The sequence below is a fragment of the Algoriphagus sediminis genome (genome assembly GCF_030403435.1).
GTDB lineage: Bacteria > Bacteroidota > Bacteroidia > Cytophagales > Cyclobacteriaceae > Algoriphagus > Algoriphagus sediminis.
Genome location: NZ_JAUEPH010000007.1, coordinates 53,800 through 80,033, shown reverse-complemented (window position 1 = coordinate 80,033; position 26,234 = coordinate 53,800). Strand labels below are relative to the sequence as shown.

Below are 26,234 nucleotides of genomic sequence, written 5' to 3'. Positions count from 1 at the left end.
ATTAAAATGATCTTTTCTTTTTCAAATTTGTGGAGACACCAAATACATTTGATGCACCCGCTACGTTATAAAACGACCTGGCGTAGGATAGTTCAAAGCTTTTTACCCGAAAGGCGAAGCCTCCCGAAAAACCTGCTGAGCCAGCCCCTGAGTTTCCACTGAATTGTCTTCTCACCAGTAGATTATATCCTATCTGTAGACTGAAGTTTTCAGAAGGGATGATCTCCGCACCCCATACCATTTTCTCCAACGCCTGTCGGCCAAAGCTGTCTGGTTCCTCGATTCCTCTCTCCATGGAATTTAAATTTCTCAAGGTCCATGAAAACCTTACTGGCATATACTTTGGCTTGAAGCTAGCGCCAAATCTAACATCTGATGGTAACCTCAATTTTTGATCAGGCAAATACCCACTGATAGGCAAACCCAGGTTTTTTACCACAAAACCAATTCTCAAATCTTCTTTTGGGTGATCGTAAACCACCCCTAAATCCATGGCAAGTCCATAAGCCTGATAACTCTCCAAAATGGAACCCATAAGTTTCAACGTGGCGCCATAATTGAAAACTCCCTTGGCCCGTGAATAACTCAGCTGAAGATTGAATTCCTGAGCAGAGAAATCTCCTGTGGATACTCCAAAGCGATCAAATCCTTCAAACTCACCATAGGATACCAACTGCAGCCCGACAGCAAATTCACCTGCAAAACCAGGACTCCATTGATATCCCGCACTTCCCCAATTGATCCCTCCAGGAAAATTCAAATAATGAAAAGATGCCACATTTGAATTTTCCTCATTAAGACTCGCAGGATTCTGCATGAAGAAAAGAAGCTCAGAATTAGAAGTGACATTGACCCCTCCCAAGGAGGATAGTCTTGTGAAACTAGGCTGATCTAAGAATTGAAAAGCTAGCTCTCGAGTCTGAGCGAAGGCATTCGCCAACGGCAGCAAGAAAAGCAAGCTCAAAATTCTCAGCTTAATCACGTTTCGACTCTTCGCTTACCAAATTGAATTTCAAAGGTCGTTCTACCTTTGAATCCAAAAGGGCTATGTCCAAAACCTCATCAACTCTATCCACAAAGTGGAATTTTATTCCTTTGAGATATTGTTCGTCAATTTCTTCTATATCTCTTCTATTCTTTCTGCAAAGAATCACCTCTTTGATTCCAGCACGCCTTGCCGCTAGTATCTTTTCTTTGATTCCTCCCACAGGCATGACTTTTCCGATCAGGCTTATTTCTCCTGTCATTGCCAGCTTAGCTTTGACTTTTCTCTGTGTAAACACAGAAGCCATTGCGGTGACCATGGTAATACCAGCTGAAGGGCCATCCTTTGGCACCGCTCCTGCGGGAACGTGAACATGTAAGTCATACTGGTCAAATATTCTATGATCGATTTCTAGTGATTCAGCCCTGGACTTCAAATAGGACAAAGCTGTCACCGCAGATTCCTTCATCACGTCTCCCAATTGCCCCGAAAGGGTAAGCTTACCTTTTCCCCTACTTAAACTGGTTTCAATAAATAAAATCTCTCCACCGACGCTAGTCCAGGCCAAACCCGTCACCACTCCAGCGGTAGAATTATCCTCATAGGTCTCGCGATCAAAAATTTCAGTACCAAGAATTCTTCTTATTGCTTCAGGATCAATCTTTGGATCGTATTCCTCTTCCATGGCGATGGACTTGGCCACATTTCGGATGACTTTTCCAATTGCTCTTTCAAGGTTTCTTACCCCGGATTCGCGAGTATAATCAGTAATCAGTTTTACAAGTGCCGCTTTACTGAATCGAATATCCTTTGCCTTAAGCCCATGCTCTTTTCTCTGCTTCGGCACTAAGTGCCTTTTGGCTATTTCGACCTTTTCCTCCTGAGTATATCCGGTAACTTGAATGATTTCCATTCTATCCCGAAGTGCCGGTTGAATAGTGTCAAGTGAATTTGCCGTGGCGATGAAGAGAACTTTGCTCAGGTCATAGTCTACTTCAAGATAATTATCCATGAAGTGACTATTCTGCTCGGGGTCCAAAACCTCAAGAAAAGCCGAACTAGGATCTCCCCGGAAATCGGAGGAAAGTTTATCGATCTCATCCAGTACGAAAACAGGATTAGAAATCTTAACCTTTTTCATATTCTGGATAATCTTACCCGGCATAGCTCCCACATAAGTCTTTCTGTGACCTCGGATTTCTGCTTCATCATGTAGGCCGCCGAGGGACATACGAATGTATTTCCTTCCCAAAGCGGCAGCTATAGATTTACCTAGCGAGGTTTTTCCCACGCCTGGAGGTCCATAAAGACAGAGAATCGGACCTTTCAAGTCGTTTTTCAGTTTCAAAACAGCCAGATACTCTATGATTCTCTCTTTGACTTTATCCAGTCCAAAATGATCCCCATCGAGAATTTCTTTGGCATGCTTCAAATCAAAATTATCCTGAGTAAACTCATTCCATGGCAAATCCACCATAGTCTCGGCATAATTCAATGCAATCGGATATTCAGCCGCTTGCTGATTGATGCGAAGTATTTTGTCGAGCTCTTTATTAAAATGCTTAGCGACCTCAGCTGGCCAATCTTTCTCCTCTCCTCTTTTTCGAAGCATCTCAACTTCCTGCTCCGGGCCTTCTTCACCCAGCTCAGTTTGTAAAACCTTCATCTGCTGACGCAAAAAGTAGTCTCTCTGCTGCTGATCTATATCCGTGTGAACTTTCTTTTGAATTTCAGATTTGATCTCCAGCATCTGGATATCCTTCAGCATGAGTTCCAATAAAATCGTAGCACGGTCTAGGCCATCATTTATTTCCAGAAGTTTCTGCTTGGATTCAACCGATGCATTGACATTGGAAGAAAGGAAATGTGTAAGGAACGCCGTATTGTCAATATTGTCCAAAGCCACCTGAGCTTCCTGAGGAATGTCCGGGTTTAAATGCAGGATTTTGGTAGCTGCATCTTTAAGAGACTCCTCTAAGGCCTCAATTTTCTTGGAGCTCTTTGGAAAGCTTTCATTGAGATACTCAACTTTGGCAAGGAAATAAGGATCATCAGAAATATGCTCCTTAATGCTAAACCGCTTCTTACCCTGGATTATAATGGTTGTATTTCCATCAGGCAAAACGATCATTTTCACAATCTTCGCAAGAGTACCTACCGAATAAATATCCTCCCATGAAGGGTCATCATTATTTGGGTTTCTTTGCGCACAAACTCCAATAAGCTTATTCCCCTTTTGGGCATTTTTTACCAACTTGATAGAACGCTGCCGGCCTACAGTGATAGGTATTACCACCCCTGGAAATAAAACTGTATTACGTACCGAAAGTATGGGTAACTCGTCTGAAACCGGCTCTTTACTCTGGTCCTCATCTTCATCATCAGTGATAAGCTGGATAAGGTCTCCCTCCGAAGCAAACTCACCCACCATAAGATTAGGAAATAAGGATTTATCAAATTGACTCATATAGACATATTGACAGTCATGCTGTCGCATTTTAAGCTAAAATAAAAGAAGAACCTCCGTTTTCTGGAGGTTCTTCAATAAATGTCAAGGGTTATGCCAAAGGGCTAAGGTAGCCACTTTGTCAGCTTATCTTATTAGCTGGTAAACAATTTCAGAATATCATTCCCTATCGCAAAGACCATTATAGCCAATAGCAGTACCATTCCAACTTTCTGGGCATTCTCAAGGAATCTATCCGAAGGAGCTCTTCCTGAAACCATTTCATATAGCAAAAACATCACGTGACCTCCGTCTAAAGCCGGAATAGGTAATAAGTTCATGAAAGCCAAAATCATGGAGATAAGTCCTGTGATACTCCAAAACCTTGCCCAATCCCAAGTGTCTCCATATATCGAAGCCATACCAATAGGGCCAGAAACATTCCTGGTGGAAACCTCACCGGTAAACATCTTACCTAGGGCCTTGGCATTAACTGCTACCACGCTGAATGCTCTATCCGTTCCATTTACGATAGCCTCTCCAAACCCATATTTGCGAACCACCGGCTCAACTAAAGGAGTTGCTACCAAATCAATGGTACCTCGCTCGGTTACATCTACATTGGTTTGGACTGTATCAGATCCTGAAAGATAAACCAAGCTCGCCTGTCGTCCAGCCACCTCTGCCAGAGTTCGTTGGAGGTCGTTGAAATAATTAATTTCCTCACCGTTTACGGTCAAAATTTTATCATCAACGGTTAATCCTGCTTTTTCGGCATTTCCCCCTTCATCCACTCTTGCCAGTTCAAATGGATATCTCAGATCAATGAAGTTATTCAGGTCTTCTTTTTCACCAAAGGAGTTTATAAATCCTCTCGGAATATCAATCCGAATAATCTCTCCATCTCTTTCTACTGTGTAGTAACCGTTTTCCGCCAGGAGAGCATCACCACTACTCAGTTCGCTGAGCTTTTCGTACGGCTCTCCACTGATATCCATAATTTTATCTCCATCCTTTAATCCTATGGATTGACCTATATCATAGGCTACGATTCCATACTCCATGACCTGATCCCTGGAAAAATAAGTCTCTCCATTTTGATAGACGAGATAGACAAAAATCACAATACCCGTAATCACATTTACAATGATTCCACCAAGCATAACGATCAATCTTTGCCATGCGGGCTTAGATCGGAACTCATAAGGCTGGGGCTCGGAGTTCATTTGCTCCTTATCCATGGACTCATCGATCATACCGGAAATTTTCACAAATCCTCCAAGGGGAATGGCCCCTATAGAATATTCCGTCTCTCCCCATTGGAAACCGGCGATTTTTGGTGGGAAGCCGATAGAGAATTTCTCAACCCTCATACCAAACATTTTGGCGGTCAGCAAATGCCCTAATTCATGCAGCCCTACAAGGATGGATAATCCCAATAGTAGCTGACCAACCATAATTAATGTATCCATTAGCTAATTTTTAATAATAGTTCTTGTGCTAGTTTTCTTGCTTTCGCATCTGTTTGGATATGATCCTCCAAACTTGGATTTTTTACAAATTCAACTTTGGCCAAAGCCGCTTCAATCACATCTGACATCTCCAAAAAGCCAACCTCATCTTTTAGGAATGCTTCCACCACAACCTCATTTGCCGCATTCAAAATACAAGGTGCATTTCCTCCTCTTTCCAACGAATCAAAGGCCAGTTTCAAATTCCTGAAGGTATCCATGTCGGGTTCTTCGAAATTCAGTGCTGCGAAATTAGCAAAATCAAATCGCTCGAAGTCACTTTTCAACCGATCCGGAAAGCTCAAAGCGAATTGAATGGGAATACGCATATCAGGCAGGCCGAGTTGTGCCTTTAGCGAACCATCTTCAAACTGTACTAAAGAATGTATGATGCTTTGTGGATGCACTACCACATCGATCTGGTCTTTATTAAGCCCAAAAAGCCATTTGGCTTCTATTACTTCCAGGCCTTTATTCATCATGGAAGCCGAGTCGATGGTGATCTTTGCCCCCATATCCCAATTCGGATGTTTAAGTGCCTGAGCTTTGGTCACTGTTGAAAGAAATTCTCGATCCCTTCCCCTGAAAGGTCCTCCAGACGCGGTCAGAATAATCTTTTCAATGGGGTTATGAAATTCTCCGACAAGACATTGGAAAATCGCTGAATGCTCCGAGTCGACGGGATAAATATTGACCCCATACTCCTTGGCTAGAGCGGTAATTATCTCACCGGCAACCACCAAAGTTTCTTTGTTTGCAAGAGCAATATTTTTACCTGCTTTAATCGCATTAATGGTAGGAATCAAACCCGAATACCCTACCAAGGCAGTCAAAACCACATCAATGGAATCCATTTCCACAACCTGAGAAATGGACTTGGTACCCGCAAAAACTTTTATCCCTTTAGGCTGAAGCACATCCCTAACTGTGGGGTAATGATCTTCATTTGCGATGACGACAGCATTTGGCTCAAACTCCAAAGCCTGGGTGATCAGAAGCTGATAATTATTCTGCGCAGTTAAAACCTCCACCTGAAATTCTTCTCTATGCTGCCTCACCACCTCCAGGGTCTGGGTTCCAATGCTTCCTGTCGAGCCTAAGATGGCTACACTTTTTGGATTATTCATTTGGGAAATAAACTAAGGCTGAGTAAGTAACAGCGCCAATCGGCGAAGGTTTTAAAGATAGGCTGACAAAATTACAAGATGAAAAGACTTTTCCTTGTACAAATCGTCAGATTTTATGCATTGGTAGAAAATTTGTACAAATAAGGCTAGTTCCATGGATTTATGGAATGCTAAAAGTTGTGAATTGAGCTTTAAGTCTGAACCCAAAACTAGATTTAGCGATAATATAGTTATGACGAAAACCATCAAAAACATCGGATTAGCATTTTTGGCTGGTTTAGCCGGAGCTGCTACCTGGACACTATTTTTGGTGCCAGAAACATTACAAACCACGATTTCAGAACCTGAAAAAACTGAAATTAGCCTGGTTTCAACAGAATCCAAATCACCCGTTTCATTGCCCTCTACCAGGACGAACCCTCCAATTTCGTTTGTTGAGGCCTCCGAAGGCAGTACTGAATCTGTAGTCTTTATTAAAAATTTCTCAGGAACTGACCCAAGGAGGTATTCAATGTTTGATTACTTCTTTGGTAATGGACCCACGCAGCAAGTGAGCACAGGGTCTGGAGTCATTATTTCTGAAGATGGATATATCATTACAAATAACCATGTGATTGATCGAGCGGAAACAATTGAGGTGGTTCACAAAAAGAGAACTTACCAGGCTAAGCTCGTTGGGACAGATAAGAATACCGATATCGCTGTTCTAAAAGTCGAAGCGGAATCACTTCCAGCCATTAAAAGAGGCTCAAGCCGAGATCTGGCAATCGGTGAATGGGTGATTGCAGTGGGAAACCCATTTAATCTTACCTCTACCGTAACTGCAGGAATCGTGTCTGCCAAAGAAAGGCAGATAAATATTCTGGGAGGTGACTTTCCCTTGGAGAGCTTTATCCAAACTGACGCACCCATCAATCCCGGAAATTCTGGGGGTGCTTTGGTGAATGTGGAAGGTGAATTGGTAGGAATCAATACGGCCATCCTTTCGAGAACAGGTTCGTACACAGGTTATGGTTTTGCAGTACCTGTGGACATAGCCATGAAAGTGGCCAATGATCTGATTCGCTATGGTGAAGTTCAAAAGGCCATCCCTGGAATTGAAGCAGTTGAAATTACGCCAGAACTAGCCGAGGAATTAAATATCAATACCCTTGATGGAGTAATAGTGACTTATGTGCTTCGTAATGGATCTGCCGAGGAAGCTGGGCTCCAAAAAAATGATGTGATTGTTAGCATAGACGGTCAATCCATCACCGGAATGGGAAGCTTTGAGGAAGCCATTTCATATTATTATCCAGGAGACAAGGTAGAAGTAGATTTCTTAAGAAACGGAGTGCCAAAATCTGCCTCCTTAAACCTTCAAAATCTGGAAGGCGGAAACGGTGTTCTCAAGAGGGAATATTATAGCTCCAATTTATTAGGCGCAAGACTTGAAGCGGTCAACACCATAGAAAAGGATAGGCTAGGAATTTATTTCGGTGTGAAAATTACGGCATTAAACAGAGGTTACCTTCGAGATTTAGGTTTAAGAAACGGATTTGTTTTGACCAGAATAAATGATGATCCGGCCCGCGATCCGGAAGAAGTTGGGAAATACCTGGAAGATTTTAGCGGTAAACTTTTACTTGAGGGAGTGGCCCCAAATGGTCAACCTTTCATGCAGCGATATACGGTAAGGTAGCTTTGGTAAATTTTGGTAACTTATGGTAAAAACCATTATGAAGTCCGTACCAAAGACATGTGAAGATTGCCTGGATGAATTCAGTAAAGCATTGGATGACTTATGGGTTTTGGCTCAAAAAGCTCATGCCGAAGAGTTAAATCCAGTCCAGGCTAGGGAAATGATCGTGGATTTTGAAGTGGCCCATGAGTTAGCATTGAAGGTCATGGAGAAATACTTCGAGCGTCATGGGCGAGGCCCTTTTTCAGGCTCAAGAGATCTGACCGTGGAAGCTTTTCATGCCGAACTGATTCATGATGGCAAATCTTGGCTTGATATGATCATAGACCGGATTAAATATAATCCAGTCTATGATCTGGAGCCTGGGGATCAACTTCTGAAAAAAATAGAAAAAAATTACGTTTATCTTTTTCACCGATTTGAGGAAAACATGAGGAAGATCCTTTAGAATTTTTTCTTGGATTCGAAACAAGGCCTTAACTTTTTTGAATTGGTCTATGACCACAATTTGAATTATCAGAATGAACCTGAAAAGTAATTCGAAACAGTCAGAATAAAAGTATTAAGACTTCCGGGGAAAATACAAATTGAATTTTTTTTGGAATACCCTTATCCAGCATTGTAATTTGCTCACGAATGAAAGTCTCAACATTTTCCGTTTTTCAGGTATTCCTTTGTTTTTTACTGTTGATTGGAATCAATTCCTGTTCAGAGCCTAAAGTGGTTGAAGAAGGTGAATTGGAAACCATTGAACTAGAATTTGCCAAAGGCTTTTCAATCAAAAAAGGCGATGAATTTTACATTCTCGAGGTCAATCAACCTTGGACCGGGGCAGATAAATCGTTCAATTATTTAGTCTTAGAAGAGAATAGAGATTTACCCATTGGGAATTTCGATGTGGTCATTTCTCCTGATCCTCAAAGGCTGATTCTCACTTCTACTACACATATTCCACATCTTGACTTACTTGGAATCTCAGACCAACTAGTCGGATTCCCAAACACTGATTTAGTATCTTCTGAAAAGGCAAGGGCATTGATTGATCAGGGGCTTGTGAAAGATTTAGGTTCTGGACCCTATGCAAATCCGGAAGTCGTCATTTCCATGGAACCAGATCTAATAGTTATCTCAACCCTGGGAGAAGATTTGAAATACCTTGACCTTTTTAAAAATGCTGGAATTCCTGCTGTAATCAATGGTGAGTATGTGGAACAGCATCCACTTGGTCGAGCCGAATGGATCAAATTCACTGGTATTCTAACCGGAAAATTTGAGGAGTCGGTAAAGGTTTTTGATGAAATCAAATCCGATTATTTTCAAGCAAAGGATTTAGCCGCAGGAATAGAAACTTCAGACAGGCCTAGTGTTCTCAGTGGAATTATGTATAAGGAAATCTGGTATGCTCCCGGAAATGATAGCTGGGGCGCCCGAATCTTACAAGATGCCGGCGGATCCTATGTTTTTCAAAACCAGAATGGAACCGGAAGCTTACAACTGAATTACGAATTTGTGCTTGAAAATGGAATCAACGCTGATTATTGGATTGGTTCTGCAGATTTTCCGAGTCTAGAAGAAATGGGTAAATCTGACCCCAGATATAAAAACTTTGAGGCCTTTAAATCAGGAAATGTTTATACCTACACCTTGAAAAAAGGCCCAACAGGCGGATTGGAGTATTTTGAGTTGGGGTACATGAGACCAGATCTGATTTTAAAAGATTTAATTAAGATCATGCACCCGGAGATCCTCCCTGACTATGAATTATATTTTTACCAAAGCCTGAAAAATGACTAGATCCACTCTATGGCTTTTTTTCGGTGGAATCGTGATTTTACTATTCGGGTTCCTTTTGAATATCAGCTATGGTTCTATTTCCATTCCCTTTTCAGAAATAATCTCAGGTTTGATATCAAATGATTGGGAAAAAGAATCTACTCGCCAAATTGTATTGAATTTCCGTTTTCCGAAAGCTTTGGTGGCTATCTTGGCAGGAATTGGTTTATCAGTCAGTGGGCTTCAAATGCAAACTTTTTTCAGAAATCCTTTAGCTGGCCCTTATGTTTTGGGAATCAGTTCAGGCGCAGGATTGGGTGTGGCTTTCCTGATGCTTCTAGGTTCGGCTTTTGGAATGATGTCGGATGGAGCTGTTTTTAGTCCCTGGTCCATTGTCATTGCAGGAAGTCTTGGTGGGGCCTTGGTTCTTTTATTGGTTAGCCTGGTCGCTTGGAGAGTGAAAGATGGTATGACCTTACTGATAGTAGGCTTAATGTTCGGTGCAGGAGTTTCGGCGATCATTTCAGTCTTGTCTTATTTTGCCGGAGCAGAAGCACTTAAGCTCTTTACGATTTGGGGTATGGGATCGCTTGGGGGTATGAGTTGGGCACAAGTATATGCACTTTCTGGTATGCTCGCCCTTGGGCTTATTCCGGTGATTACCTCCGTAAAAGCCTACAATGGTATGCTGCTCGGTGAGCGCTATGCGCAAAGTATGGGTATAGACCCCATCAGATTAAGATGGCTAATGATAATCAGCACAGGAATTTTGGCGGGGAGTATTACGGCCTTTTGTGGCCCTATCGCATTTGTCGGAATTGCAGTTCCTCATTTGGCTAGAATAGTTTGGAAAACCGCAGATCATAAAGTGCTTTTTGTCGCATCTTCCATTACCGGTGCTCTTTTGCTTTTGCTTTGTGACACGGTCAGCCAGTTGCCGGGTATGGCTGAGTCCTTACCCATAAATGCAGTCACTTCTTTAATAGGTGCCCCAGTCGTCATCGGTCTGGTGATTCGAAAAAATTTCAGCAAAGAATTTTAGGACGAATGGAAGTGCTGGAAGCAAAAAATATTCACCTAGGTTATCCACGAAAGTCAGGCCAGAAAAAAGTCATTTCAGGCTTGAGCTTTGAGCTAAAGAAAAACCAACTCACCTGTCTGTTAGGTAGAAATGGAATTGGAAAATCTACCTTGATAAAGGGATTACTAGGTCAACTTTCGCCAGTTTCAGGTGAGATTTTGCTAGGAAACCGAAATCTCAATGAGCTTTCTAAAGAAGAAATTGCAAAGGAAATCTCGGTTGTTTTGACGGAATATTCTATGCCCGGAAATCTCACAGTCGAACAACTAGTTGCTTTGGGAAGAACTCCTCACCTGCGATGGCACGGACGCCTTTCCCAGGAAGATTATCAGGCTGTGGACAAAGCCCTTACCCTCACCAAAATTCAGGAACTTCGTAAAGAGAGGATTTCTGAGCTAAGTGATGGGCAGAGGCAAAAAGCCATGATTGCCAGAGCCTTGGCACAGGAAAGCCCAATCCTCATCCTCGATGAACCCACCGCTCATCTGGACCTGCTAGGAAGGCATGAAATTATGGCTCTTCTATACGAATTGGCAATGAAAGAAGGTAGAGCAGTGCTCGTGGTGACCCATAATATTGAATTGGCAATTGAATCCGCTCAGGAGTTTTGGCTTCTTATTTCTCAGGATCAAATGATCCAAGGACCTCCTGAGGACTTGATTATAGCTGGGCAAATAAAAAAGCTGATCCCTGGGGAATCTTTCCACTTTGATCTTGAAAAGGGAAAAATTGTTTTTCCCTCAGAAAAACTTGAAATCAATGTTCAGGGTCCGGAATCTTTGAAATTTTGGGTAGAGAAGGCTCTTACTAAGGCTAATTTAAAGAAGGTTGCAGATACCATTTTCGTGGAAAAAGACCCATTCAAAATTAGCCATCAAGGTAAAACCTTTCGTTCCATTCGAGCTTTGATCGATGATATCAAAGACTAAAAGGTGAAGACCTAGATCTTCAATTTATCATTCTGATAAACATTTTTTATATATTTGTTGTACTAATTATTTGTATGACACAAGAGCAGTTTGCCAAATATTCCTTTTTGCTTGACCGCACGGCCAGAAAAGTAAAGCAGTATGCCCAACAGAGGTTCAAATCCGGGGAATTTGATGTCACCGTGGACCAGTGGATTGTGCTGAAGAATCTTTCTGAAAATGGCCCCATGAGTCAAACTCAGCTGGCAAACCTAGTGTTCAAAGATCATCCTACACTCACCCGAATTCTGGATTTGCTTTGCAAAAAAGAATATGTGGAGAGGGTTCCTCATCCCCAGGACAGAAGAAGTTTTCAACTTCATCTGACCAAATCGGGAGTGAGTAAGGTAAGAGATTTAAAACCGCAGATTTTAGAAATCAGGGAAAAGGCCTGGGAGAATCTGGATGCGGAGGATTTCGATGAATTTAAAAGAATTCTCGATACGATTTATATGAATTTGGGAGGCGAAAAAATTGAATAAAATTTAATTCGTGCACTAATTATAATTAAGCGAACAAAAAGAAAACTTGACTGTTTTTCTCTTAAATGAAAAAGAATATGATTACTACTGACCTTTGCATCATCGGAGCCGGACCTGTAGGTCTATTTGCAGTATTCGAAGCAGGACTTCTTAAAATGCGCTGTCACCTCATCGATGCCTTGCCACAGGTGGGTGGACAGCTTTCTGAAATCTATCCTCAGAAGCCCATTTATGACATCCCCGGATATCCTGAAATCAATGCTCAGGAATTGGTAGATAATCTAATGGATCAGGCAAAACCTTTTAAGCCTACATTCACCCTGGGAGAGCGAGTAGATCATCTTGATAGACAAGAAGATGGTTCATTCATTGTCACCACCAGTGACAAAACAAAAGTTCATGCCCAAGTAATAATCATTGCCGGTGGTTTAGGATGTTTCGAGCCTAGAAAGCCAGCCTTGGAAAACCTTGAAAAATTTGAAGGCAAGGGGATAACCTACATGGTGAAAGATCCTGAAAAGTTCAGAAACAAGCGAGTGGTTCTAGCCGGTGGTGGTGATTCCGCCTTGGATTGGACCATTTTTCTTGCTGATGTAGCCGAGAGAGTTACTCTAGTACACAGAAATGAAACATTCCGCGGCGCTCCGGATTCAGCTTCAAAAGTTTTTGACTTAGCTCAGGAAGGAAAGATTGACTTAATCCTTTCTTCTAATCTCAAGGAGATCTCTGGAAATGGTCATCTTGATCGTGTGGTACTACAAAATAAGCAGAAAGAACTTACCGAGATTGATACAGATTATTTGATCCCATTATTTGGCCTGAGCCCAAAATTAGGACCTATCGCGGAATGGGGTTTAAGTATAGATAAGAACGCAATCGAGGTGGATACCAGAGATTACTCTACTGGAGTGGAAAGAATCTATGCCATCGGAGATATCAATACTTATCCCGGTAAGCTCAAATTAATACTTTGTGGTTTCCACGAAGCCGCCATCATGATGCATTCAGCCTTTAAATATGTGTATCCTGATCAGAAACTGAGCTTCAAATACACCACAGTAAATGGCGTAAATGCATTTTAATACTATTTTTGCGCCATGGTAAAATTCACCGTTGAAGATCAAGAAGGAAATCGGGTAGAGCATGAAGCTCCTACCGATATGGGCCTTAGCCTTATGGAAATGCTCAAGGCACTTGAATATCCCATCCTGGCTACCTGCGGAGGTATGGCTCTTTGTGCAACTTGCCACTGCGAAATTCTGGAAGGAGATGCTGAGCTTGGGGAAGCGACCGATGCTGAATTGGATCAGCTGGAAAATCTTCCTGAATTCTTCGATACGTCACGGTTGGCATGCCAAATTCGGGTAAGCGATATGCTCGAGGGAGCAGTGATCAAGCTCAGAGGGGAAGACCAATAAATATCAAAGCCATCTTAAGGATGGCTTTTTATTTGCTATTTTGGTTATATGAAACATTCTCTACTCCTGTTTTTCTTCCTTCTAAGCTCATTTGCCTTCGGCCAAATAAGCGATAAAGAAAAATCAGAATCCAGCGATATCATTCATTTAATCAGCCAATATTCTAAAGCTCGTGAGAGCATGGATACAGTTCTTCTAGATAAAATTTTAACGGAAGATATTGATCAGCTTGTCTCCTCAGGAAACTGGAGAAGTGGTAAAGAGGAATCTGTCCAAGGTATGCTTCGTAGTTCCACATCAAACCCTGGTGAAAGGAAACTTACTGTGGAAAAAATAAGATTCCTGTCTAAGGATGTTGCTCTTGTCGATGCCAAGTATGAAATCATCAATGAAGAGATAGTGGTCAGAAAAATGTGGAGTGCTTTTCTGGTCCAAAAACTTGAAAAAGAATGGAAAATAGCGGCAATTCGAAATATGCTCCCTTCTCAATAAGTTCTTAGTCAAGAGATTTCTATCTAGTAATATGAAAAAACTTCCGCTGATTCTAATAATCTTTTTATCCACCTTTTCGGCTTTGGCACAAGATCAATTTAGCCTCACTATTGAAGTTAGGAACATAAAAGAGGCAAAGGGGCATATGAGTATTTGCATCATGAATAAAGAGGAGCAGTTTCTGGAGGACTGTTTTAAGGGACGACATATTCCCATAGAATCTGAAGAATTCTTCGCTGTCTTTGATGGGCTGGAAGCCGGAGAATATGCAGTGAGCCTTTATCAGGATGAAAATGAAAACGGAAAACTAGATGTGGGAAAACTGGTTCCTATTCCTACTGAAAAGTATGGGTTTTCTAATAATCCAAGCACCACATTTGGCCCCCCAAAGTTTGAGGATTGTCGGTTCAAATTAGCAGAGAACATGCATATCATAATTGAGCTCTGATTTAACCTCAGAATTGAACTATTCCGGTCTATAAGTTTTTATAGAAGTCCGTTATTATTTTATGCGGGACAACCATAATCTTTTTAACATGAAGAAAATTTTGATTACCGGATGTAGCTCCGGTTTCGGTTTTGATGCGGCTAAATATTTGGCTGAGAAAGGACACCACATTTATGCTACTATGCGAAATGTGAAAGGAAGTAATTCAGAGAAGGCTAAGGAGCTTGAATCTTTTGCCAAAGACAATGGGTACTCAATAGAGGTAATTGAACTAGATGTAGTTTCTGATGAGTCTGTAAAAAACGCCATTAATCACATCGATGAGGTGGACGTTTTGATTAACAATGCCGGACGTGGTTTTGGCGGTCCTTTGGAAGCCTTTACTTCAAAGCAAATTTTAGATCAGCTGGATTTAAATATCGTAGGGACCGCTAGAGTTGCCAATGCAGTTTTACCTAAAATGAGAGCAAAAAAATCAGGCCTTATCATTCAGGTCAGCTCCACTGCAGGAAGGGGTGCATTTCCTGGATTCGGAGTTTATCATGCCAGCAAATGGGGTCTGGAGGGTATGAGTGAGGCCATGAGGTACGAGCTATCCCCGCTGGGCATTGATGTAGTTTTAGTTGAACCGGGACCATTTGACACCAATTTCTTTGGTGCAATGGTGTATGGGGAAGATCAGGAGATCGCTCAGGCATATCAGCATGTGGGAGAGTTCTTTGCTGGATTCGAAGGTCAGGTCAAAAGCCTCTTCGAAGATGAAAATGCCCCGACAGATCCTATGGTGGTAGTGAAGATCTTTGAAGATTTGATCAATTCCCCTGCTGGTGAAAGGCCTATTCGAACCATTGCAGGTTTAGATTTTGGTTTTCAAGCTATGAATGATGCCACTGAACCTATTCGAAAGGCGGGACTTGAAGGAATGGGTATTTCTGAATGGGACGGTCCAAAAGGGTAAAAAACAGATAAACAGGAAAAGGCCATTTGATATCAAATGGCCTTTTTTTATTTCTTAATCAGTTTCTCTAAAATCTGAATAGCTGCTTCGGAGAGAACCGTTCCCGGTCCAAAAACGGCTGATACTCCGGAATCATAAAGGAAATCGTAATCCTTTGGAGGAATAACTCCACCTGCCACGACCATGATATCGTCCCGGCCAAGTTTCTCCAACTCCTCAATCAGTTGAGGAACCAAGGTCTTATGACCAGCAGCTAAAGAGGAAGCTCCAACGATATGGACATCATTCTCAATCGCCTGCCTTGCTACTTCTTCTGGAGTTTGAAAAAGAGGTCCGATATCGACATCAAAACCCAAATCAGCAAATCCTGTTGCAATGACCTTTGCTCCCCGATCATGTCCATCCTGACCCATTTTTGCCACCATGATTCTGGGTCTTCTTCCTTCAGTCTCTGCAAACTGATCAGAAAGCTCGGTTGCTCTTTTAAATGAATCCTGATTTTTCACTTCCGATGCGTAAACTCCTGAAATGGTCTGGGTCACAGCCTTGTGCCGACCAAATACATTCTCCATTGCCTTTGATATCTCTCCTAAAGTAGCCCTTTTTCTGGCTGCAGAAACTGCCAAAGCCAATAAATTTCCTTCTCCACTCCTCGCTCCAGCCTCAATTTCATCCAAAGCCTTTTTCACCTCTCCTGAATCCCTTTCAGACTTTAGCTTTTCAAGGCGTTTGATTTGATCAGTTCTTACCGTTTGGTTATCCACCTCCCGGATTTCAATCTCATCCTCATCCTCAACCTGAAACATATTTACCCCAACGATAATATCTTTCCCACTATCAATTCTGGCCTGCTTTTTAGCTGCAGCCTCCTCAATTCTAAGCTTCGGAATACCAGCTTCAATTGCCTTTGCCATCCCTCCTAGGTCCTCCACTTCCTGGATTAGGGACCAGGCTTTCTCCACGAGTTGATCAGTCAAATATTCAACGTATTTCGACCCACCCCAGGGATCTACCACTTTGGTAATTCCCATTTCCTCCTGCATAATGATTTGCGTATTTCTCGCAATTCTGGCAGAAAAATCTGTTGGAAGCGCAACCGCCTCGTCCAGAGAGTTGGTATGTAAAGATTGGGTATGTCCCATGGTAGCAGCCAAAGCTTCTACTGCAGTCCTCGTCACATTATTAAAAGGATCCTGCTCTGTCAGAGACCATCCAGATGTCTGGGAATGCGTTCTGAGAGCCATGGATTTTTCATTCTTTGGATTGAAGCTTTTTACGATTTTGGCCCAAAGCAACCTTCCTGCCCTAAGCTTAGCGACCTCCATAAAGTAATTCATTCCTATTCCCCAGAAAAAAGAAAGCCTCGGGGCAAAGTTATCTATATCAAGACCTGCCTGGATTCCAGTCCTTAAATATTCTAGTCCGTCTGCAAGTGTGTAAGCCAACTCCAAATCTGCAGTTGCTCCTGCTTCCTGCATGTGGTAACCAGAAATTGATATAGAATTAAATTTAGGCATGTTCTGAGCCGTGTACTCAAAAATATCAGCAATGATCCTCATCGAAGGCTGAGGAGGATAAATGTAAGTGTTACGAACCATGAACTCTTTAAGAATATCATTCTGAATGGTTCCACTCAGCTTCTCTGCACTTACCCCCTGCTCCTCTGCTGCCACAATGTAAAACGCGAGAACAGGGATTACTGCTCCGTTCATAGTCATGGAAACCGACATCTGATCTAAAGGGATTTGATCAAAAAGAATCTTCATGTCTTCCACCGAGTCTATGGCAACACCGGCTTTTCCCACATCCCCAACTACTCTCGGATGATCCGAATCATAACCTCTATGCGTCGCCAGGTCAAAGGCAACAGAAAGTCCCTTTTGCCCAGCGGCAAGATTCCTACGATAGAAAGCATTAGACTCCTCAGCAGTGGAAAACCCGGCGTACTGACGGATGGTCCATGGCCGAAGACTATACATGGTGCTATATGGACCACGCAAATAAGGTGGCTTTCCGGAAATATATCCTTCATGCATTGCTTCTTCCTTTTGCGCTCCAAAAATGGATGGTACCTCAATCCCTTCAGGAGCTGTCCAGACCTCAGGTTCTGGGTTTTTGCTTGTGGCCGCTTTTTGCCATTTTCCTAGATTAGGTCTCATGATTCTTTTTTATTTTCTACCAAATAGCTCGCTCTGGAAGGCTTGAGTTGAAGTTGGGTCTCTTCAAAATCTTCCAATTCCTGTGGTGAATTAGCTTGAGAAGGAAGCAAATACTTATTACCTCCAACCTTGGTTAATTCTCCATCAAGCACTTTTTTCTGGATTTGCTCGCGAGTTTCACGAATTTCACTTTGAAGAATTCCCTTTTCGAAAGAGGAAAGCCATCCACCATTTTGCTCTAAACTCTTCAAGGAATCCAAAACCTTTTCCTTAATGTCCTCGGTAAGTTTTGAAATAAAATATGACCCTGCAGATGGATCCATCACTTTACCCAATTGACTTTCGTCTCTCAGGATGGTAGATACATTGATTGCCATTCTTTCAAAAAGCTGTTGATTTCTGTTTCCTATTTCAGCCTTAATCCAAAGCGAGTTTACTCCGCCAAGTATCGCAGCCATTCCTTCAAAAGTCTGCCTGATTAAATTTGAATAAGGATCCAACTGGGTTTTGGTAAAATGATTATTACTTACCAAAAGGTGAACATCTTCTAATTTATATTCCAACCCATAAAGGTTCGCCAATTCACAAATCAGCACTCTCGCAGCTTTGAGCTTCGCGATTTCAGCAAAATATTCAGAGCCACTGGATAAATGGAATATCAGGTTTTGCCAAAGAATTTTATTTCCTAGCTCACCTATCTGATCAAGAGTCTCTATGATTTCTCCCAATCCAAAGGTTAATTCCTGAAGCCCATTTCCACCAGCCTCAGCATATCTAGAAAAGTCTATTGTCAGAGCTTTAAAATCAGGGTAATCTTCAAAAATTTCGATAGCTCTTTTTGCTAGATCATAATCTGGGGCTTGGCCAGTTTTTATGGCAGAGCTTGTGGGTGACCAAAGTAACCCACCCTTTAAATCTGTCTTTGGGAATTCGGAATTGTCCAAAAAATGCTGAAAGTCTGAGATCACTCTCCCGGGTTCAGAAAGAGGCGTAATAAATATTTCTACAAATTCGAGTTGGATATCTTTTAAAAGTATTTTGAAATCTGTGTCAGCTTTGACTAAGAAAATCAAACCCTCGGCTCCTTGGTTTAAAAGCTTCAGAGCTTTCCCATTTCCAATTTTCTCCTCAGAAACTTCCACTGAGGCCAGGTTAGTCCATACCCTCGGAGGCATACCGGGGATTTCAGATTCAGGGTGAAAAAGCATTTCAGAATCAGGCTGATCCAGAAAGTACATGGGCTCAACTTTGATCTTCTCCCATAGTTTAGAAACCAGAGCTTCCTCAAAATCCTTTCCTCGAAGATCTTTGCTGACTAATTCTAACCACTCCTTTTTACTTTGCTTCGCAAAGCCATAAAAATCAGACTCAATCATTTTTTCAAGTTTACTATCTATTCAAAAGTAGTCAATAGATCCCTTCACGATTCAAATTTTCCATAAATGAAGGCTATTTTATTTCACGGGTAAAACTGAAACATCCCAGTTTTATATTCCTAATTTTTCAGTTTAATGCTCTGTGAAAATCAATTCAGATAGTGAAAAACTTTTTTTCCATTTTAAGCTTACAAATCATTTTTATTTCTGTCAAAATTCTTCAATTTTGAAGCCCTTCTTTTTATCATAAAACCATTTTTGCCAGATCCCTCAAATGAGTGCAGAAGCTAATGCCGTATGGAATGAATGCCTTCGCGTGATCGAAGAACACGTGAATGAGCAAAGCTTCTCTACCTGGTTCAAGCCCATAAACCCAATCAAACTAGAGGGTACCACGCTGACTATTCAGGTACCAAGCCAGTTTTTCTTCGAATGGCTGGAGGACAACTACGTTCAGGTACTGAAAAAAGCAATAAAAACTACACTTGGACAAGGCGGACGACTAGAGTATGCCGTGGTGGTGGATAAAGGCAATTCTTCAAATCAGCCTTATGTGGTTTCTTACCCGCAGGGTAACCAAGGTGCCAAAAATGGGAAACCTGGGCCAAAAGAAGAAAAATCCACTACTCCTTTTGAGATTCCTTCTCTTAATGCTGAAGCACTTACAAGGAGTAACCTGAATCCGAATTATAGTTTCAACACCTACATTGAAGGAGACTGTAACAGACTGGCCAGATCTGCTGGATTTGCGGTGGCTACAAAACCAGGAATCACATCTTTTAATCCACTCATGGTTTATGGAGGGGTAGGTTTAGGTAAAACCCATCTCGTTCAGGCCATAGGAAATGAGATTAAAAATGGAGTGGACAACAAGTTCGTGCTTTATGTTTCTTCAGAAAAATTCGTGAATCAGTTCATGGATTCCATTAAGGACGGAAATGTGAAGAGCTTCACGAATTTCTACATGCAAGTGGATGTGCTTATCATTGACGATATCCAATTCTTGGCTGGAAAGGATAGAACCCAGGAAATGTTCTTCCACATTTTCAATCACTTGCACCAAAATAAGAAGCAGATCATCATGACTTCTGACTGTCCTCCCAGAGATCTGAAAGGCCTTGAAGAGCGACTACTATCTCGGTTTAAATGGGGGCTTACTGCTGATCTTCAGATGCCTGACTTTGAAACCAGAGTGGCAATTATCAGAAGAAAAATGCAGTCAGAAGGAATTATCATTCCTGATGATGTGGTGGAATATCTTGCTTACACAGTGGACACAAATGTGAGGGAGCTGGAAGGTATCTTGATCTCGCTTATAGCCCACGCATCTCTTGATCGGGTAGAAATCAGTCTCGATTTGGCAAAGACCGTGATGAAGAATATCATCAAGGACATTGAAACTGAAGTTGGGGTGGATTTTATCCAAAAAACCGTTTCAGAATACTTTGGAATCGAATTGGATGATTTGAAGGCAAAAACCCGGAAAAAGGAGATTGTGACGGCGCGTCAGGTTGCCATGTTCTTTTGCAAGGAATTCACCAACCATTCTTTGAAATCGATAGGATATCACTTTGGAGGGCGAGATCACAGTACTGTGATTCATGCAGTCCACACCGTTAATGACATCATGGAAACGGATTCTAATTTCAGAAATTCCGTTAACGAGCTTAAGAAAAAATTCAAGATGCGCTCGTATTAGTCCATTTTGACTATTCCTTTTAATTCCTTCAAGTCTATTTCTAATTCTGTGGGACCTAGTGCATAGGGACCAATCTCATATGAATTATAAATCAGCTTAAAATTACTTCCCGAATAGCCCATAGCTCGAGGAAGGAAAAATCCAGACTCTGGTATATCGAAAAATCCAGTTGAAATTAGATCTACCCCATCCTTAACTTCATGAAACTCACGAAACTTTCTTTCAGTAATTTTCAATAGAGCCTCCTCGTCCAAAATGAGGTCTTCATTTTTCAACTCATTACCTGTCTCCAAATCAAAGTTCAAAAAATCCCAGGAATAATTGCCGTGAGCACCTCCTGTATAACCTTCATTATAAAATTGAATGGTGACAAGGCCTAAGCTGTCAAAAAGAACCTCAGCTTTTACATCAATGAACCATTCTCCGCTCATATCAGGAAACTCCTTTTTTATTTGCAGATATTCATCCAAGAAGCTCTGCGCACCAAAATCTCCTGAAGGTGTGGAATCAGCAGAAAGAATATAGTTTTCTAATTTAGCCTCAATCATCGAATTAATTTTTGAGCTATCCGGATGATTTTCTAGATGTGGCCATGAGAAATTCACTTTTGCACAGTTTGCCCCAGCGCAGCCTTCTTTCGAAAGACTTTGGGTTGAGAAGTAGTACTTCTGACTGTCTTTATCTGACATACAGGAAGAGAGAATGATAAAGCAGAAAAGAATGATGACCTGTTTCATTTTGATATTTACTAATTGTTGAGAAAAGATTCTAAAGCTCTTTGGGCAAGCCATTGGGGACTAATTTTCCCACTTGCGACTTCATTTTCGTGTTCTTTTAAAAGTTTTCGAACCCCTTCATTTTTTGAAAACTCTTCAAATAGCATATGATGAACACTTTCCTCAAACCACTTAAATCTTTGATTTGCCCTGGTTTTTGACCAGAAGCCATTGGATTTTGTGCTCTCCTCGAATGCTTTGATCATTTTCCAGATTTCCTCCATACCCGTTCTTTCTGTTGATGAAACCAATTCCACTTTGGGGTACCAATTATTTTCATTCGGTGGAAAAAGGTGCAAGGCTTGTAGGTAGTGCTGTCTGGCAAGTTTACTAGCTTTCACGTTTTCCCCATCCGCCTTATTGATCACCAAACCATCAGCCATTTCCATAATTCCTTTTTTGATCCCCTGAAGTTCATCTCCAGCACCGGAAAGCATCAGCAACAGAAAAAAATCTACCATATTTTTCACTGCCGTTTCTGATTGACCTACTCCCACAGTCTCAATCAGAATCGTATCAAAACCAGCTGCTTCACAAAGCAACATGGCTTCTCTGGTCTTGGTGCTTACCCCTCCAAGTGAATTGCCCGAAGGGCTGGGGCGAATGAAGGCGCGATGATCAGAAGCCAATTGCTCCATTCTAGTTTTATCTCCAAGAATACTTCCTTTTCCCTTCTGGCTGCTGGGGTCTATGGCTAGTACAGCCACATGCCTGCCCGAGTTTAAGAGGAACATCCCAAAACTTTCAATAAAAGTACTTTTGCCTACGCCAGGGACACCGGTAATACCCACTCGAATGGAATTTCCTGTTTTTGGCAGAAGCTCCTGAACTAATTGGCTACCCAGTTTCCGATCCTCCTCCAAAGTACTCTCCACGAGCGTAATGGCCTGAGCCAATGATGAGCGATCACCCTTAAGTATTCCTGATTTATACTCTTCTAAACTCTTTCTTTTTTTCATTCAACGTATCGCTTTACAAGGCTGGTACTACCCATGCTTGATTTTGTGTAGGTTGCCAAGACCTCAGCCTGAAATTCTCCAGATAAAAATGGGCTAGTCGACCTTAACTCAGGCTGCCCTTTTAAAGCATCGGAAAGAAAATAAACTCGGGTGGTTCCGTACTTACTATGTGGCATGGAATTTCCATAGCTTTTCATTAATTCCTCATTGGCGTCCAGAACCTTTACTGCATAAATTCTGACAATTGGCCCTGTATTGTTTTCATTTCTATAAAAATCCAACTCTTCGATTTTACCCTCAAACTTCTCTAATCCAGGTTGAGAGAAGCTTTCCATAACCATATAGATAACTAAGATGGATATTAAAGAAACGATAATCCAGAAAATAACTCGGCTGCTTTTCAAAAAGGTAGGGGTTGTAAGGATTAGGCCTTAATTTAGCCCAAAATTCTGAAAATGATATTCGAATATATCAAGTCACTCCATATCATTTTTGTCGTCACCTGGTTTGCCGGGCTATTCTACATCGTTCGCCTATTTATCTATCAAACTGAGGCTTTGGCAAAGCCAGAAAATGAACGATCGATTCTAAAGCCCCAACTTGATTTGATGGCAAAAAGATTATGGTATATCATTACTTGGCCATCCGCCCTACTTACACTCATATTCGGCTTTTGGGTTTTGAGTTACCGATGGTCCTGGTTGGAACTCGGTTTTATGCAGGCAAAACTGGGATTCGTATTTCTATTATACGCCTATCATTTATTTTGCCATATCCTATTCAAGGAACTACAAAATGGCAAAACACGTTGGACTTCGAACCAGTTAAGAATTTGGAATGAAGCATCGACTCTGCTCCTTTTTGCCATTGTATTTTTGATTGTTTTGAAAAGTACATTGGATATGATTTGGGGCCTGGTGGGCCTGATCGGACTCGCCTTGATTCTTATGATTTCGATCCGACTTTATAAAAAATATAGAACTAATAATGAATAGAATTCAGTACTTAACCCTCATTGTGATAGCAGGTATTCTTAGCTTTTCATGTTCCTCTAATGGTTCCTCAGAAGATGCCAGTTTGCCTATTCTTGGCAACTATTATGTAGATGAGGTTGAAGAAAATGGGGAAACCCGAATGGATACTGTTTACCATGAAATAGCGGATTTCCAGTTTATCAATCAGATGGGAGAAAGCGTCAGTAAGCAATCCGTAACGGGTAAAGTTTACGTAGCGGATTTCTTTTTCACTTCATGTCCTACGATTTGTCCAATTATGAAAAAGGAGATGCTTAGGGTATTCGAAAAATTCCAGGACAATCCGGATTTCCTAATCCTAAGCCATTCTATCGATCCGACTTATGACACTCAGGAAGTGCTATATGATTATGCGACCAAGCTTGGAATTAACGATGCTAACACCTGGAATTTTTTAACGGGTGAGCAGGAGAAAATTTTTGAGATTGGACAGACCAGCTACTTGACCACTGCCATGGCAGATCAGAACGAACCGGGAGGTTTTCTTCACAGCGGAGCTTTTGTTTTGGTAGATCAGGAAGGGCACATTCGCGGAGTTTATGATGGGACCAAAAGTGATCAGGTGGACCGGCTCATGAATGATATTCCAAAGCTTCTAGAATAATGTTTTCAAGATTGTTTTTTGTGGCCTTGGTAGCTTTAGCTGCATGCTCTCCCAAATCAAACAATGATGAAAATGAGCTTGCCAAAATTTCCGATCCGGAGGTAATGAAATATGCTGTCCCCGGCAAAACGCTTTATGAAACCTATTGCGGGAATTGCCATCAGTCAAATGGAGAAGGATTAGGGAAACTTATCCCTCCATTAAAAAACTCAGACTACTTCAAAGCCAGCATACACCGAACTGTCTGGATTATGAGAAATGGTCAGAAGGGTGAAATCCTGGTTAATGGAGAGATTTACAACCAGGCTATGCCGGCTAACCCAAGCTTAAAACCATTAGAAATTGCCCAAATAAGCACCTATTTGTATAATATCTGGGGAATGAATGAGGGGGTAATCAGCTCCTCTCAGGTAGAGGAGTACCTAAGAGAGGAGCCAGAATTTTAATTGGACAAGAGAACTTCTGCCTTATCCATCGCAGCTTTTATATCATCGTTTACTTTGTTGACCTGGATCATTTGATCATCTAGATAAGCTTTGACTTCTTCATCAGTTAAGTCACCATCCTCCACTTCATACTGCCTCATCCAAACAAACATACCTTCGTAGGCCTGATTTAGATCATAGGCTAAAGCTTTCAAATCAGTGATCTTGGTGCTATCAGGCATTTCAGCCGCTTCAAGCTCCTCTATTTTTGAATTAGCCTCTTTTTCCAGACTTTTAAGCTCACCCATTAGTGGCATCACTTCGTCATGTACAGCAATAATTTCATCTCTTAATTTTTGATTTTCTTCCTTTGCATTTGGCCCACAGGCAAAGCTTAGGAAGATCATAGCTACAAATAAGAATCCAGTACTAAATTTCATGGTATTTTCGTTTATTCTACGAAGTTAAGCCTTGGAAAATTTTAAAGCTATTTAGCCTCAAAAATTCGTGAGTAAAAACTTCTATATCTATTTTAGGAAGTCGAATAAACACTTCACACATGCTGAAATATTGCTTTGCCCGGGATAAAATAATCCTAACAGAAAATGCCACACTTCACCCTATGGATTTAGCTGTAATCCGAGGGTATGGGATTTTTGATTTTTTCAGAGTGAGTAATTCTAAGCCTTTGTTTCTGGATCATTATCTGGATAGGTTTATTAATTCAGCAGAAGCAACCTATCTCGGTTTAGCTTTAAGTCGGGAAGAGTTAAGCCAAGTGATTCTTGAGCTCATTGATAAAAATGATATGATCACTGGAGGATTTAGAATGATCTTGACTGGTGGTTTATCTGAGAATCATTTCTCTCCAGGGAAAGGCAGCCTTTTCATTTTTGCAGAGGAGCTTTTCCTACCTAGTGAAGAAAAATATTCAAAGGGTATCAAACTTCTAGGTTTGGAACATGTGAGACCTTTGGCGAAAATTAAAACCACAAATTACGCCTATCCCGTTTGGCACAGCAAAATTTGGAAAGAGGCTGGCGCTGAGGATGTACTTTATCACCAGGATGGCATGATCAGCGAGAGTTCACGAAGCAACTTTTACATCATAAAAGACGGTAAGCTCATCACTCCTTCAAAGCAAATTTTAGAAGGCATCACCAGGCACCATATTCTTGAGCTGGCTGATATGAAGGAAATACGAGATTTGGGTATGGAGGAGGCCCTTCAGGCGGACGAAGCATTTATCACCAGCACCACAAAGGTTTTACTCCCTGTAGTTCAGATTGATAATCATAAAATCGGAACCGGAAAACCGGGACCAATCTCCTTAGATCTTTTAAGAAAATTCAGAAATCTGGAAAATGAGTTAGTGAGCTGATTAATCCAAAAGCTGTGCATCCGTAAGGATGTACATTAGTTTTTCTGGATCATCGCTATTTAATGTCAGTTTACCTCTCACCTTAACCCGATTTGAGGTATACTTGATAGGGTCTGTAAGCATCACTTCCATCACAGTTTCAGGACCTCCTGATCCACAGAAAAAACATTCGGCAATTGGGAGGCTTGACAAAATGATATGCTCGGGTTTAAACATCCCTTCAAATGGTATGATATACCCATCCGCTTCCACTACTTTTCCTTCCAGATCTTTGATGTTGTCCGAAAAAACAGGGACATATAATTCGCCCCACTCATCCTCGCTAATTTTATAACTAACTTCAGATAAACTTCTCCAGACGTTATCCTGAGCACTTACTCCAAAGGAAATCCCTGCTATTAAGATCAGACTGACGAGTATTCTTTTCATCACAATTATTTTAGTCCTACAA

Annotated in this window: 27 protein-coding genes; 16 read left to right on the top strand and 11 right to left on the bottom strand. The window is 41.4% G+C overall.

Translation table 11 applies throughout. From position 1 onward, the window contains the following. Window position 1 precedes the first annotated feature (1 nt). From porQ to QVH07_RS15475, 4 genes are all read right to left on the bottom strand, one after another. The gene (gene porQ / locus QVH07_RS15490) at window positions 2–982 is read right to left on the bottom strand and encodes a type IX secretion system protein PorQ (protein WP_290002161.1); all 981 of its coding nucleotides are present in this window, start codon (window positions 980–982) and stop codon (window positions 2–4) included. Beyond that, window positions 975–3,452, bottom strand: coding sequence for an endopeptidase La (gene lon / locus QVH07_RS15485; RefSeq protein ID WP_290002369.1), 2,478 nt, complete (start codon window positions 3,450–3,452; stop codon window positions 975–977). The genes porQ and lon overlap by 8 nt, the downstream gene beginning before the upstream one ends. Window positions 3,453–3,586: 134 nt before the next feature. Then, window positions 3,587–4,903 (bottom strand): RIP metalloprotease RseP, encoded by a 1,317-nt coding sequence (rseP, locus tag QVH07_RS15480; protein ID WP_290002158.1) that lies wholly within the window; start codon window positions 4,901–4,903, stop codon window positions 3,587–3,589. Then, complete coding sequence (locus QVH07_RS15475) at window positions 4,903–6,069, bottom strand: 1-deoxy-D-xylulose-5-phosphate reductoisomerase (protein ID WP_290002155.1); 1,167 nt, start codon at window positions 6,067–6,069, stop codon at window positions 4,903–4,905. The genes rseP and QVH07_RS15475 overlap by 1 nt, the downstream gene beginning before the upstream one ends. A 232-nt stretch (window positions 6,070–6,301) precedes the next feature. On the opposite strand from QVH07_RS15475, the gene QVH07_RS15470 reads away from it, so the two are divergent. The 11 genes from QVH07_RS15470 (at window position 6,302) to QVH07_RS15420 (ending at window position 15,370) form a co-directional block, all read left to right on the top strand. Next, window positions 6,302–7,750, top strand: a complete 1,449-nt coding sequence (locus QVH07_RS15470; protein WP_290002152.1) for a S1C family serine protease — start codon at window positions 6,302–6,304, stop codon at window positions 7,748–7,750. 22 nt (window positions 7,751–7,772) lie between these two features. Beyond that, the gene (locus QVH07_RS15465; RefSeq protein WP_290002150.1) at window positions 7,773–8,198 is read left to right on the top strand and encodes a nucleotidyltransferase substrate binding protein; all 426 of its coding nucleotides are present in this window, start codon (window positions 7,773–7,775) and stop codon (window positions 8,196–8,198) included. Between the two features lie 188 nt (window positions 8,199–8,386). Further along, window positions 8,387–9,544: an ABC transporter substrate-binding protein gene (locus QVH07_RS15460; protein WP_290002148.1), complete on the top strand. Its 1,158-nt coding sequence runs from the start codon at window positions 8,387–8,389 to the stop codon at window positions 9,542–9,544. Beyond that, complete coding sequence (locus QVH07_RS15455) at window positions 9,537–10,565, top strand: iron ABC transporter permease (protein WP_290002147.1); 1,029 nt, start codon at window positions 9,537–9,539, stop codon at window positions 10,563–10,565. Before QVH07_RS15460 ends, QVH07_RS15455 begins: the two co-directional genes overlap by 8 nt. A gap of 5 nt (window positions 10,566–10,570) precedes the next feature. Beyond that, complete coding sequence (locus QVH07_RS15450) at window positions 10,571–11,533, top strand: ABC transporter ATP-binding protein (protein WP_290002146.1); 963 nt, start codon at window positions 10,571–10,573, stop codon at window positions 11,531–11,533. 74 nt (window positions 11,534–11,607) lie between these two features. Further along, window positions 11,608–12,054 carry a MarR family winged helix-turn-helix transcriptional regulator gene (locus QVH07_RS15445; protein ID WP_290002144.1) on the top strand — a complete coding sequence of 149 codons (447 nt, stop codon included), beginning with the start codon at window positions 11,608–11,610 and terminating at the stop codon, window positions 12,052–12,054. A gap of 77 nt (window positions 12,055–12,131) precedes the next feature. Beyond that, the gene (locus tag QVH07_RS15440) at window positions 12,132–13,136 is read left to right on the top strand and encodes an NAD(P)/FAD-dependent oxidoreductase (protein ID WP_290002142.1); all 1,005 of its coding nucleotides are present in this window, start codon (window positions 12,132–12,134) and stop codon (window positions 13,134–13,136) included. A 15-nt stretch (window positions 13,137–13,151) separates the two neighbouring features. Then, window positions 13,152–13,472, top strand: coding sequence for a 2Fe-2S iron-sulfur cluster-binding protein (locus QVH07_RS15435; protein WP_290002140.1), 321 nt, complete (start codon window positions 13,152–13,154; stop codon window positions 13,470–13,472). Window positions 13,473–13,520: 48 nt separating this feature from the next. Then, window positions 13,521–13,964: a nuclear transport factor 2 family protein gene (locus tag QVH07_RS15430; protein ID WP_290002137.1), complete on the top strand. Its 444-nt coding sequence runs from the start codon at window positions 13,521–13,523 to the stop codon at window positions 13,962–13,964. A 31-nt stretch (window positions 13,965–13,995) separates the two neighbouring features. Continuing rightward, a complete protein-coding gene (locus QVH07_RS15425; RefSeq protein ID WP_290002134.1) occupies window positions 13,996–14,412 on the top strand; it encodes a DUF2141 domain-containing protein in 417 nt (138 codons plus the stop codon). 88 nt (window positions 14,413–14,500) lie between these two features. Continuing rightward, window positions 14,501–15,370: an SDR family oxidoreductase gene (locus QVH07_RS15420; RefSeq protein WP_290002132.1), complete on the top strand. Its 870-nt coding sequence runs from the start codon at window positions 14,501–14,503 to the stop codon at window positions 15,368–15,370. Between the two features lie 47 nt (window positions 15,371–15,417). Here the strand turns inward: QVH07_RS15420 and scpA are convergent, their stop codons facing one another. Together scpA and QVH07_RS15410 are read right to left on the bottom strand one after the other, a co-directional pair. After that, window positions 15,418–17,529, bottom strand: a complete 2,112-nt coding sequence (scpA, locus tag QVH07_RS15415) for a methylmalonyl-CoA mutase (protein WP_290002129.1) — start codon at window positions 17,527–17,529, stop codon at window positions 15,418–15,420. Further along, window positions 17,526–18,905 carry a methylmalonyl-CoA mutase family protein gene (locus QVH07_RS15410; RefSeq protein WP_290002123.1) on the bottom strand — a complete coding sequence of 460 codons (1,380 nt, stop codon included), beginning with the start codon at window positions 18,903–18,905 and terminating at the stop codon, window positions 17,526–17,528. Before QVH07_RS15410 ends, scpA begins: the two co-directional genes overlap by 4 nt. A 274-nt stretch (window positions 18,906–19,179) precedes the next feature. On the opposite strand from QVH07_RS15410, the gene dnaA reads away from it, so the two are divergent. Next, the gene (gene dnaA, locus QVH07_RS15405; protein WP_290002121.1) at window positions 19,180–20,604 is read left to right on the top strand and encodes a chromosomal replication initiator protein DnaA; all 1,425 of its coding nucleotides are present in this window, start codon (window positions 19,180–19,182) and stop codon (window positions 20,602–20,604) included. Here dnaA and QVH07_RS15400 read toward each other — a convergent pair. Genes QVH07_RS15400 through QVH07_RS15390 form a run of 3 tightly spaced genes read right to left on the bottom strand, consistent with a single transcriptional unit; the run spans window position 20,601 to window position 22,674 of the window. Further along, window positions 20,601–21,341 carry a PdaC/SigV domain-containing protein gene (locus QVH07_RS15400; RefSeq protein ID WP_290002118.1) on the bottom strand — a complete coding sequence of 247 codons (741 nt, stop codon included), beginning with the start codon at window positions 21,339–21,341 and terminating at the stop codon, window positions 20,601–20,603. The two genes, dnaA and QVH07_RS15400, sit on opposite strands and share 4 nt — an antisense overlap. Before the next feature lie 11 nt (window positions 21,342–21,352). Next, a complete protein-coding gene (gene meaB / locus QVH07_RS15395; protein ID WP_290002114.1) occupies window positions 21,353–22,339 on the bottom strand; it encodes a methylmalonyl Co-A mutase-associated GTPase MeaB in 987 nt (328 codons plus the stop codon). After that, on the bottom strand, window positions 22,336–22,674 hold the full coding sequence (locus QVH07_RS15390) for a hypothetical protein (RefSeq protein WP_290002111.1): 339 nt from the start codon (window positions 22,672–22,674) through the stop codon (window positions 22,336–22,338). Before QVH07_RS15390 ends, meaB begins: the two co-directional genes overlap by 4 nt. 120 nt (window positions 22,675–22,794) lie before the next feature. Here QVH07_RS15390 and QVH07_RS15385 point away from each other — a divergent pair, with 120 nt between their 5' ends. Genes QVH07_RS15385 through QVH07_RS15375 form a run of 3 tightly spaced genes read left to right on the top strand, consistent with a single transcriptional unit; the run spans window position 22,795 to window position 24,423 of the window. Continuing rightward, window positions 22,795–23,334: a CopD family protein gene (locus QVH07_RS15385; RefSeq protein WP_290002110.1), complete on the top strand. Its 540-nt coding sequence runs from the start codon at window positions 22,795–22,797 to the stop codon at window positions 23,332–23,334. Then, window positions 23,327–23,977 carry an SCO family protein gene (locus tag QVH07_RS15380; RefSeq protein ID WP_290002109.1) on the top strand — a complete coding sequence of 217 codons (651 nt, stop codon included), beginning with the start codon at window positions 23,327–23,329 and terminating at the stop codon, window positions 23,975–23,977. The genes QVH07_RS15385 and QVH07_RS15380 overlap by 8 nt, the downstream gene beginning before the upstream one ends. Further along, window positions 23,977–24,423, top strand: a complete 447-nt coding sequence (locus tag QVH07_RS15375; RefSeq protein ID WP_290002107.1) for a c-type cytochrome — start codon at window positions 23,977–23,979, stop codon at window positions 24,421–24,423. The genes QVH07_RS15380 and QVH07_RS15375 overlap by 1 nt, the downstream gene beginning before the upstream one ends. Here QVH07_RS15375 and QVH07_RS15370 read toward each other — a convergent pair. Next, the gene (locus QVH07_RS15370; RefSeq protein ID WP_290002104.1) at window positions 24,420–24,842 is read right to left on the bottom strand and encodes a hypothetical protein; all 423 of its coding nucleotides are present in this window, start codon (window positions 24,840–24,842) and stop codon (window positions 24,420–24,422) included. The genes QVH07_RS15375 and QVH07_RS15370 overlap by 4 nt on opposite strands. A 119-nt stretch (window positions 24,843–24,961) precedes the next feature. Between QVH07_RS15370 and QVH07_RS15365 the strand changes: the two genes are divergently transcribed. After that, complete coding sequence (locus QVH07_RS15365) at window positions 24,962–25,783, top strand: aminotransferase class IV (protein WP_290002101.1); 822 nt, start codon at window positions 24,962–24,964, stop codon at window positions 25,781–25,783. Here the strand turns inward: QVH07_RS15365 and QVH07_RS15360 are convergent, their stop codons facing one another. Further along, on the bottom strand, window positions 25,784–26,212 hold the full coding sequence (locus QVH07_RS15360) for a hypothetical protein (protein ID WP_290002100.1): 429 nt from the start codon (window positions 26,210–26,212) through the stop codon (window positions 25,784–25,786). It lies immediately after the preceding gene. Between the last annotated feature and the right edge of the window lie 22 nt (window positions 26,213–26,234).

Excerpts from the sequence above, each read along its gene's own strand:
- QVH07_RS15420 (WP_290002132.1), top strand. The coding sequence starts at position 14,501 with ATGAAGAAAATTTTGATTACCGGATGTAGCTCCGGTTTCGGTTTTGAT.
- QVH07_RS15400 (WP_290002118.1), bottom strand. The coding sequence starts at position 21,341 with ATGAAACAGGTCATCATTCTTTTCTGCTTTATCATTCTCTCTTCCTGT.
- QVH07_RS15450 (WP_290002146.1), top strand. The coding sequence starts at position 10,571 with ATGGAAGTGCTGGAAGCAAAAAATATTCACCTAGGTTATCCACGAAAG.
- rseP (WP_290002158.1), bottom strand. The coding sequence starts at position 4,903 with ATGGATACATTAATTATGGTTGGTCAGCTACTATTGGGATTATCCATC.
- QVH07_RS15460 (WP_290002148.1), top strand. The coding sequence starts at position 8,387 with ATGAAAGTCTCAACATTTTCCGTTTTTCAGGTATTCCTTTGTTTTTTA.
- QVH07_RS15385 (WP_290002110.1), top strand. The coding sequence starts at position 22,795 with ATGATATTCGAATATATCAAGTCACTCCATATCATTTTTGTCGTCACC.
- QVH07_RS15425 (WP_290002134.1), top strand. The coding sequence starts at position 13,996 with ATGAAAAAACTTCCGCTGATTCTAATAATCTTTTTATCCACCTTTTCG.
- QVH07_RS15465 (WP_290002150.1), top strand. The coding sequence starts at position 7,773 with ATGGTAAAAACCATTATGAAGTCCGTACCAAAGACATGTGAAGATTGC.
- QVH07_RS15455 (WP_290002147.1), top strand. The coding sequence starts at position 9,537 with ATGACTAGATCCACTCTATGGCTTTTTTTCGGTGGAATCGTGATTTTA.
- QVH07_RS15390 (WP_290002111.1), bottom strand. The coding sequence starts at position 22,674 with ATGGAAAGCTTCTCTCAACCTGGATTAGAGAAGTTTGAGGGTAAAATC.
- meaB (WP_290002114.1), bottom strand. The coding sequence starts at position 22,339 with ATGAAAAAAAGAAAGAGTTTAGAAGAGTATAAATCAGGAATACTTAAG.
- dnaA (WP_290002121.1), top strand. The coding sequence starts at position 19,180 with ATGAGTGCAGAAGCTAATGCCGTATGGAATGAATGCCTTCGCGTGATC.
- QVH07_RS15435 (WP_290002140.1), top strand. The coding sequence starts at position 13,152 with ATGGTAAAATTCACCGTTGAAGATCAAGAAGGAAATCGGGTAGAGCAT.
- QVH07_RS15445 (WP_290002144.1), top strand. The coding sequence starts at position 11,608 with ATGACACAAGAGCAGTTTGCCAAATATTCCTTTTTGCTTGACCGCACG.
- QVH07_RS15475 (WP_290002155.1), bottom strand. The coding sequence starts at position 6,069 with ATGAATAATCCAAAAAGTGTAGCCATCTTAGGCTCGACAGGAAGCATT.
- QVH07_RS15470 (WP_290002152.1), top strand. The coding sequence starts at position 6,302 with ATGACGAAAACCATCAAAAACATCGGATTAGCATTTTTGGCTGGTTTA.
- QVH07_RS15440 (WP_290002142.1), top strand. The coding sequence starts at position 12,132 with ATGATTACTACTGACCTTTGCATCATCGGAGCCGGACCTGTAGGTCTA.
- QVH07_RS15375 (WP_290002107.1), top strand. The coding sequence starts at position 23,977 with ATGTTTTCAAGATTGTTTTTTGTGGCCTTGGTAGCTTTAGCTGCATGC.
- QVH07_RS15410 (WP_290002123.1), bottom strand. The coding sequence starts at position 18,905 with ATGATTGAGTCTGATTTTTATGGCTTTGCGAAGCAAAGTAAAAAGGAG.
- scpA (WP_290002129.1), bottom strand. The coding sequence starts at position 17,529 with ATGAGACCTAATCTAGGAAAATGGCAAAAAGCGGCCACAAGCAAAAAC.
- lon (WP_290002369.1), bottom strand. The coding sequence starts at position 3,452 with ATGAGTCAATTTGATAAATCCTTATTTCCTAATCTTATGGTGGGTGAG.
- QVH07_RS15380 (WP_290002109.1), top strand. The coding sequence starts at position 23,327 with ATGAATAGAATTCAGTACTTAACCCTCATTGTGATAGCAGGTATTCTT.
- QVH07_RS15360 (WP_290002100.1), bottom strand. The coding sequence starts at position 26,212 with ATGAAAAGAATACTCGTCAGTCTGATCTTAATAGCAGGGATTTCCTTT.
- QVH07_RS15365 (WP_290002101.1), top strand. The coding sequence starts at position 24,962 with ATGCTGAAATATTGCTTTGCCCGGGATAAAATAATCCTAACAGAAAAT.
- QVH07_RS15430 (WP_290002137.1), top strand. The coding sequence starts at position 13,521 with ATGAAACATTCTCTACTCCTGTTTTTCTTCCTTCTAAGCTCATTTGCC.
- QVH07_RS15370 (WP_290002104.1), bottom strand. The coding sequence starts at position 24,842 with ATGAAATTTAGTACTGGATTCTTATTTGTAGCTATGATCTTCCTAAGC.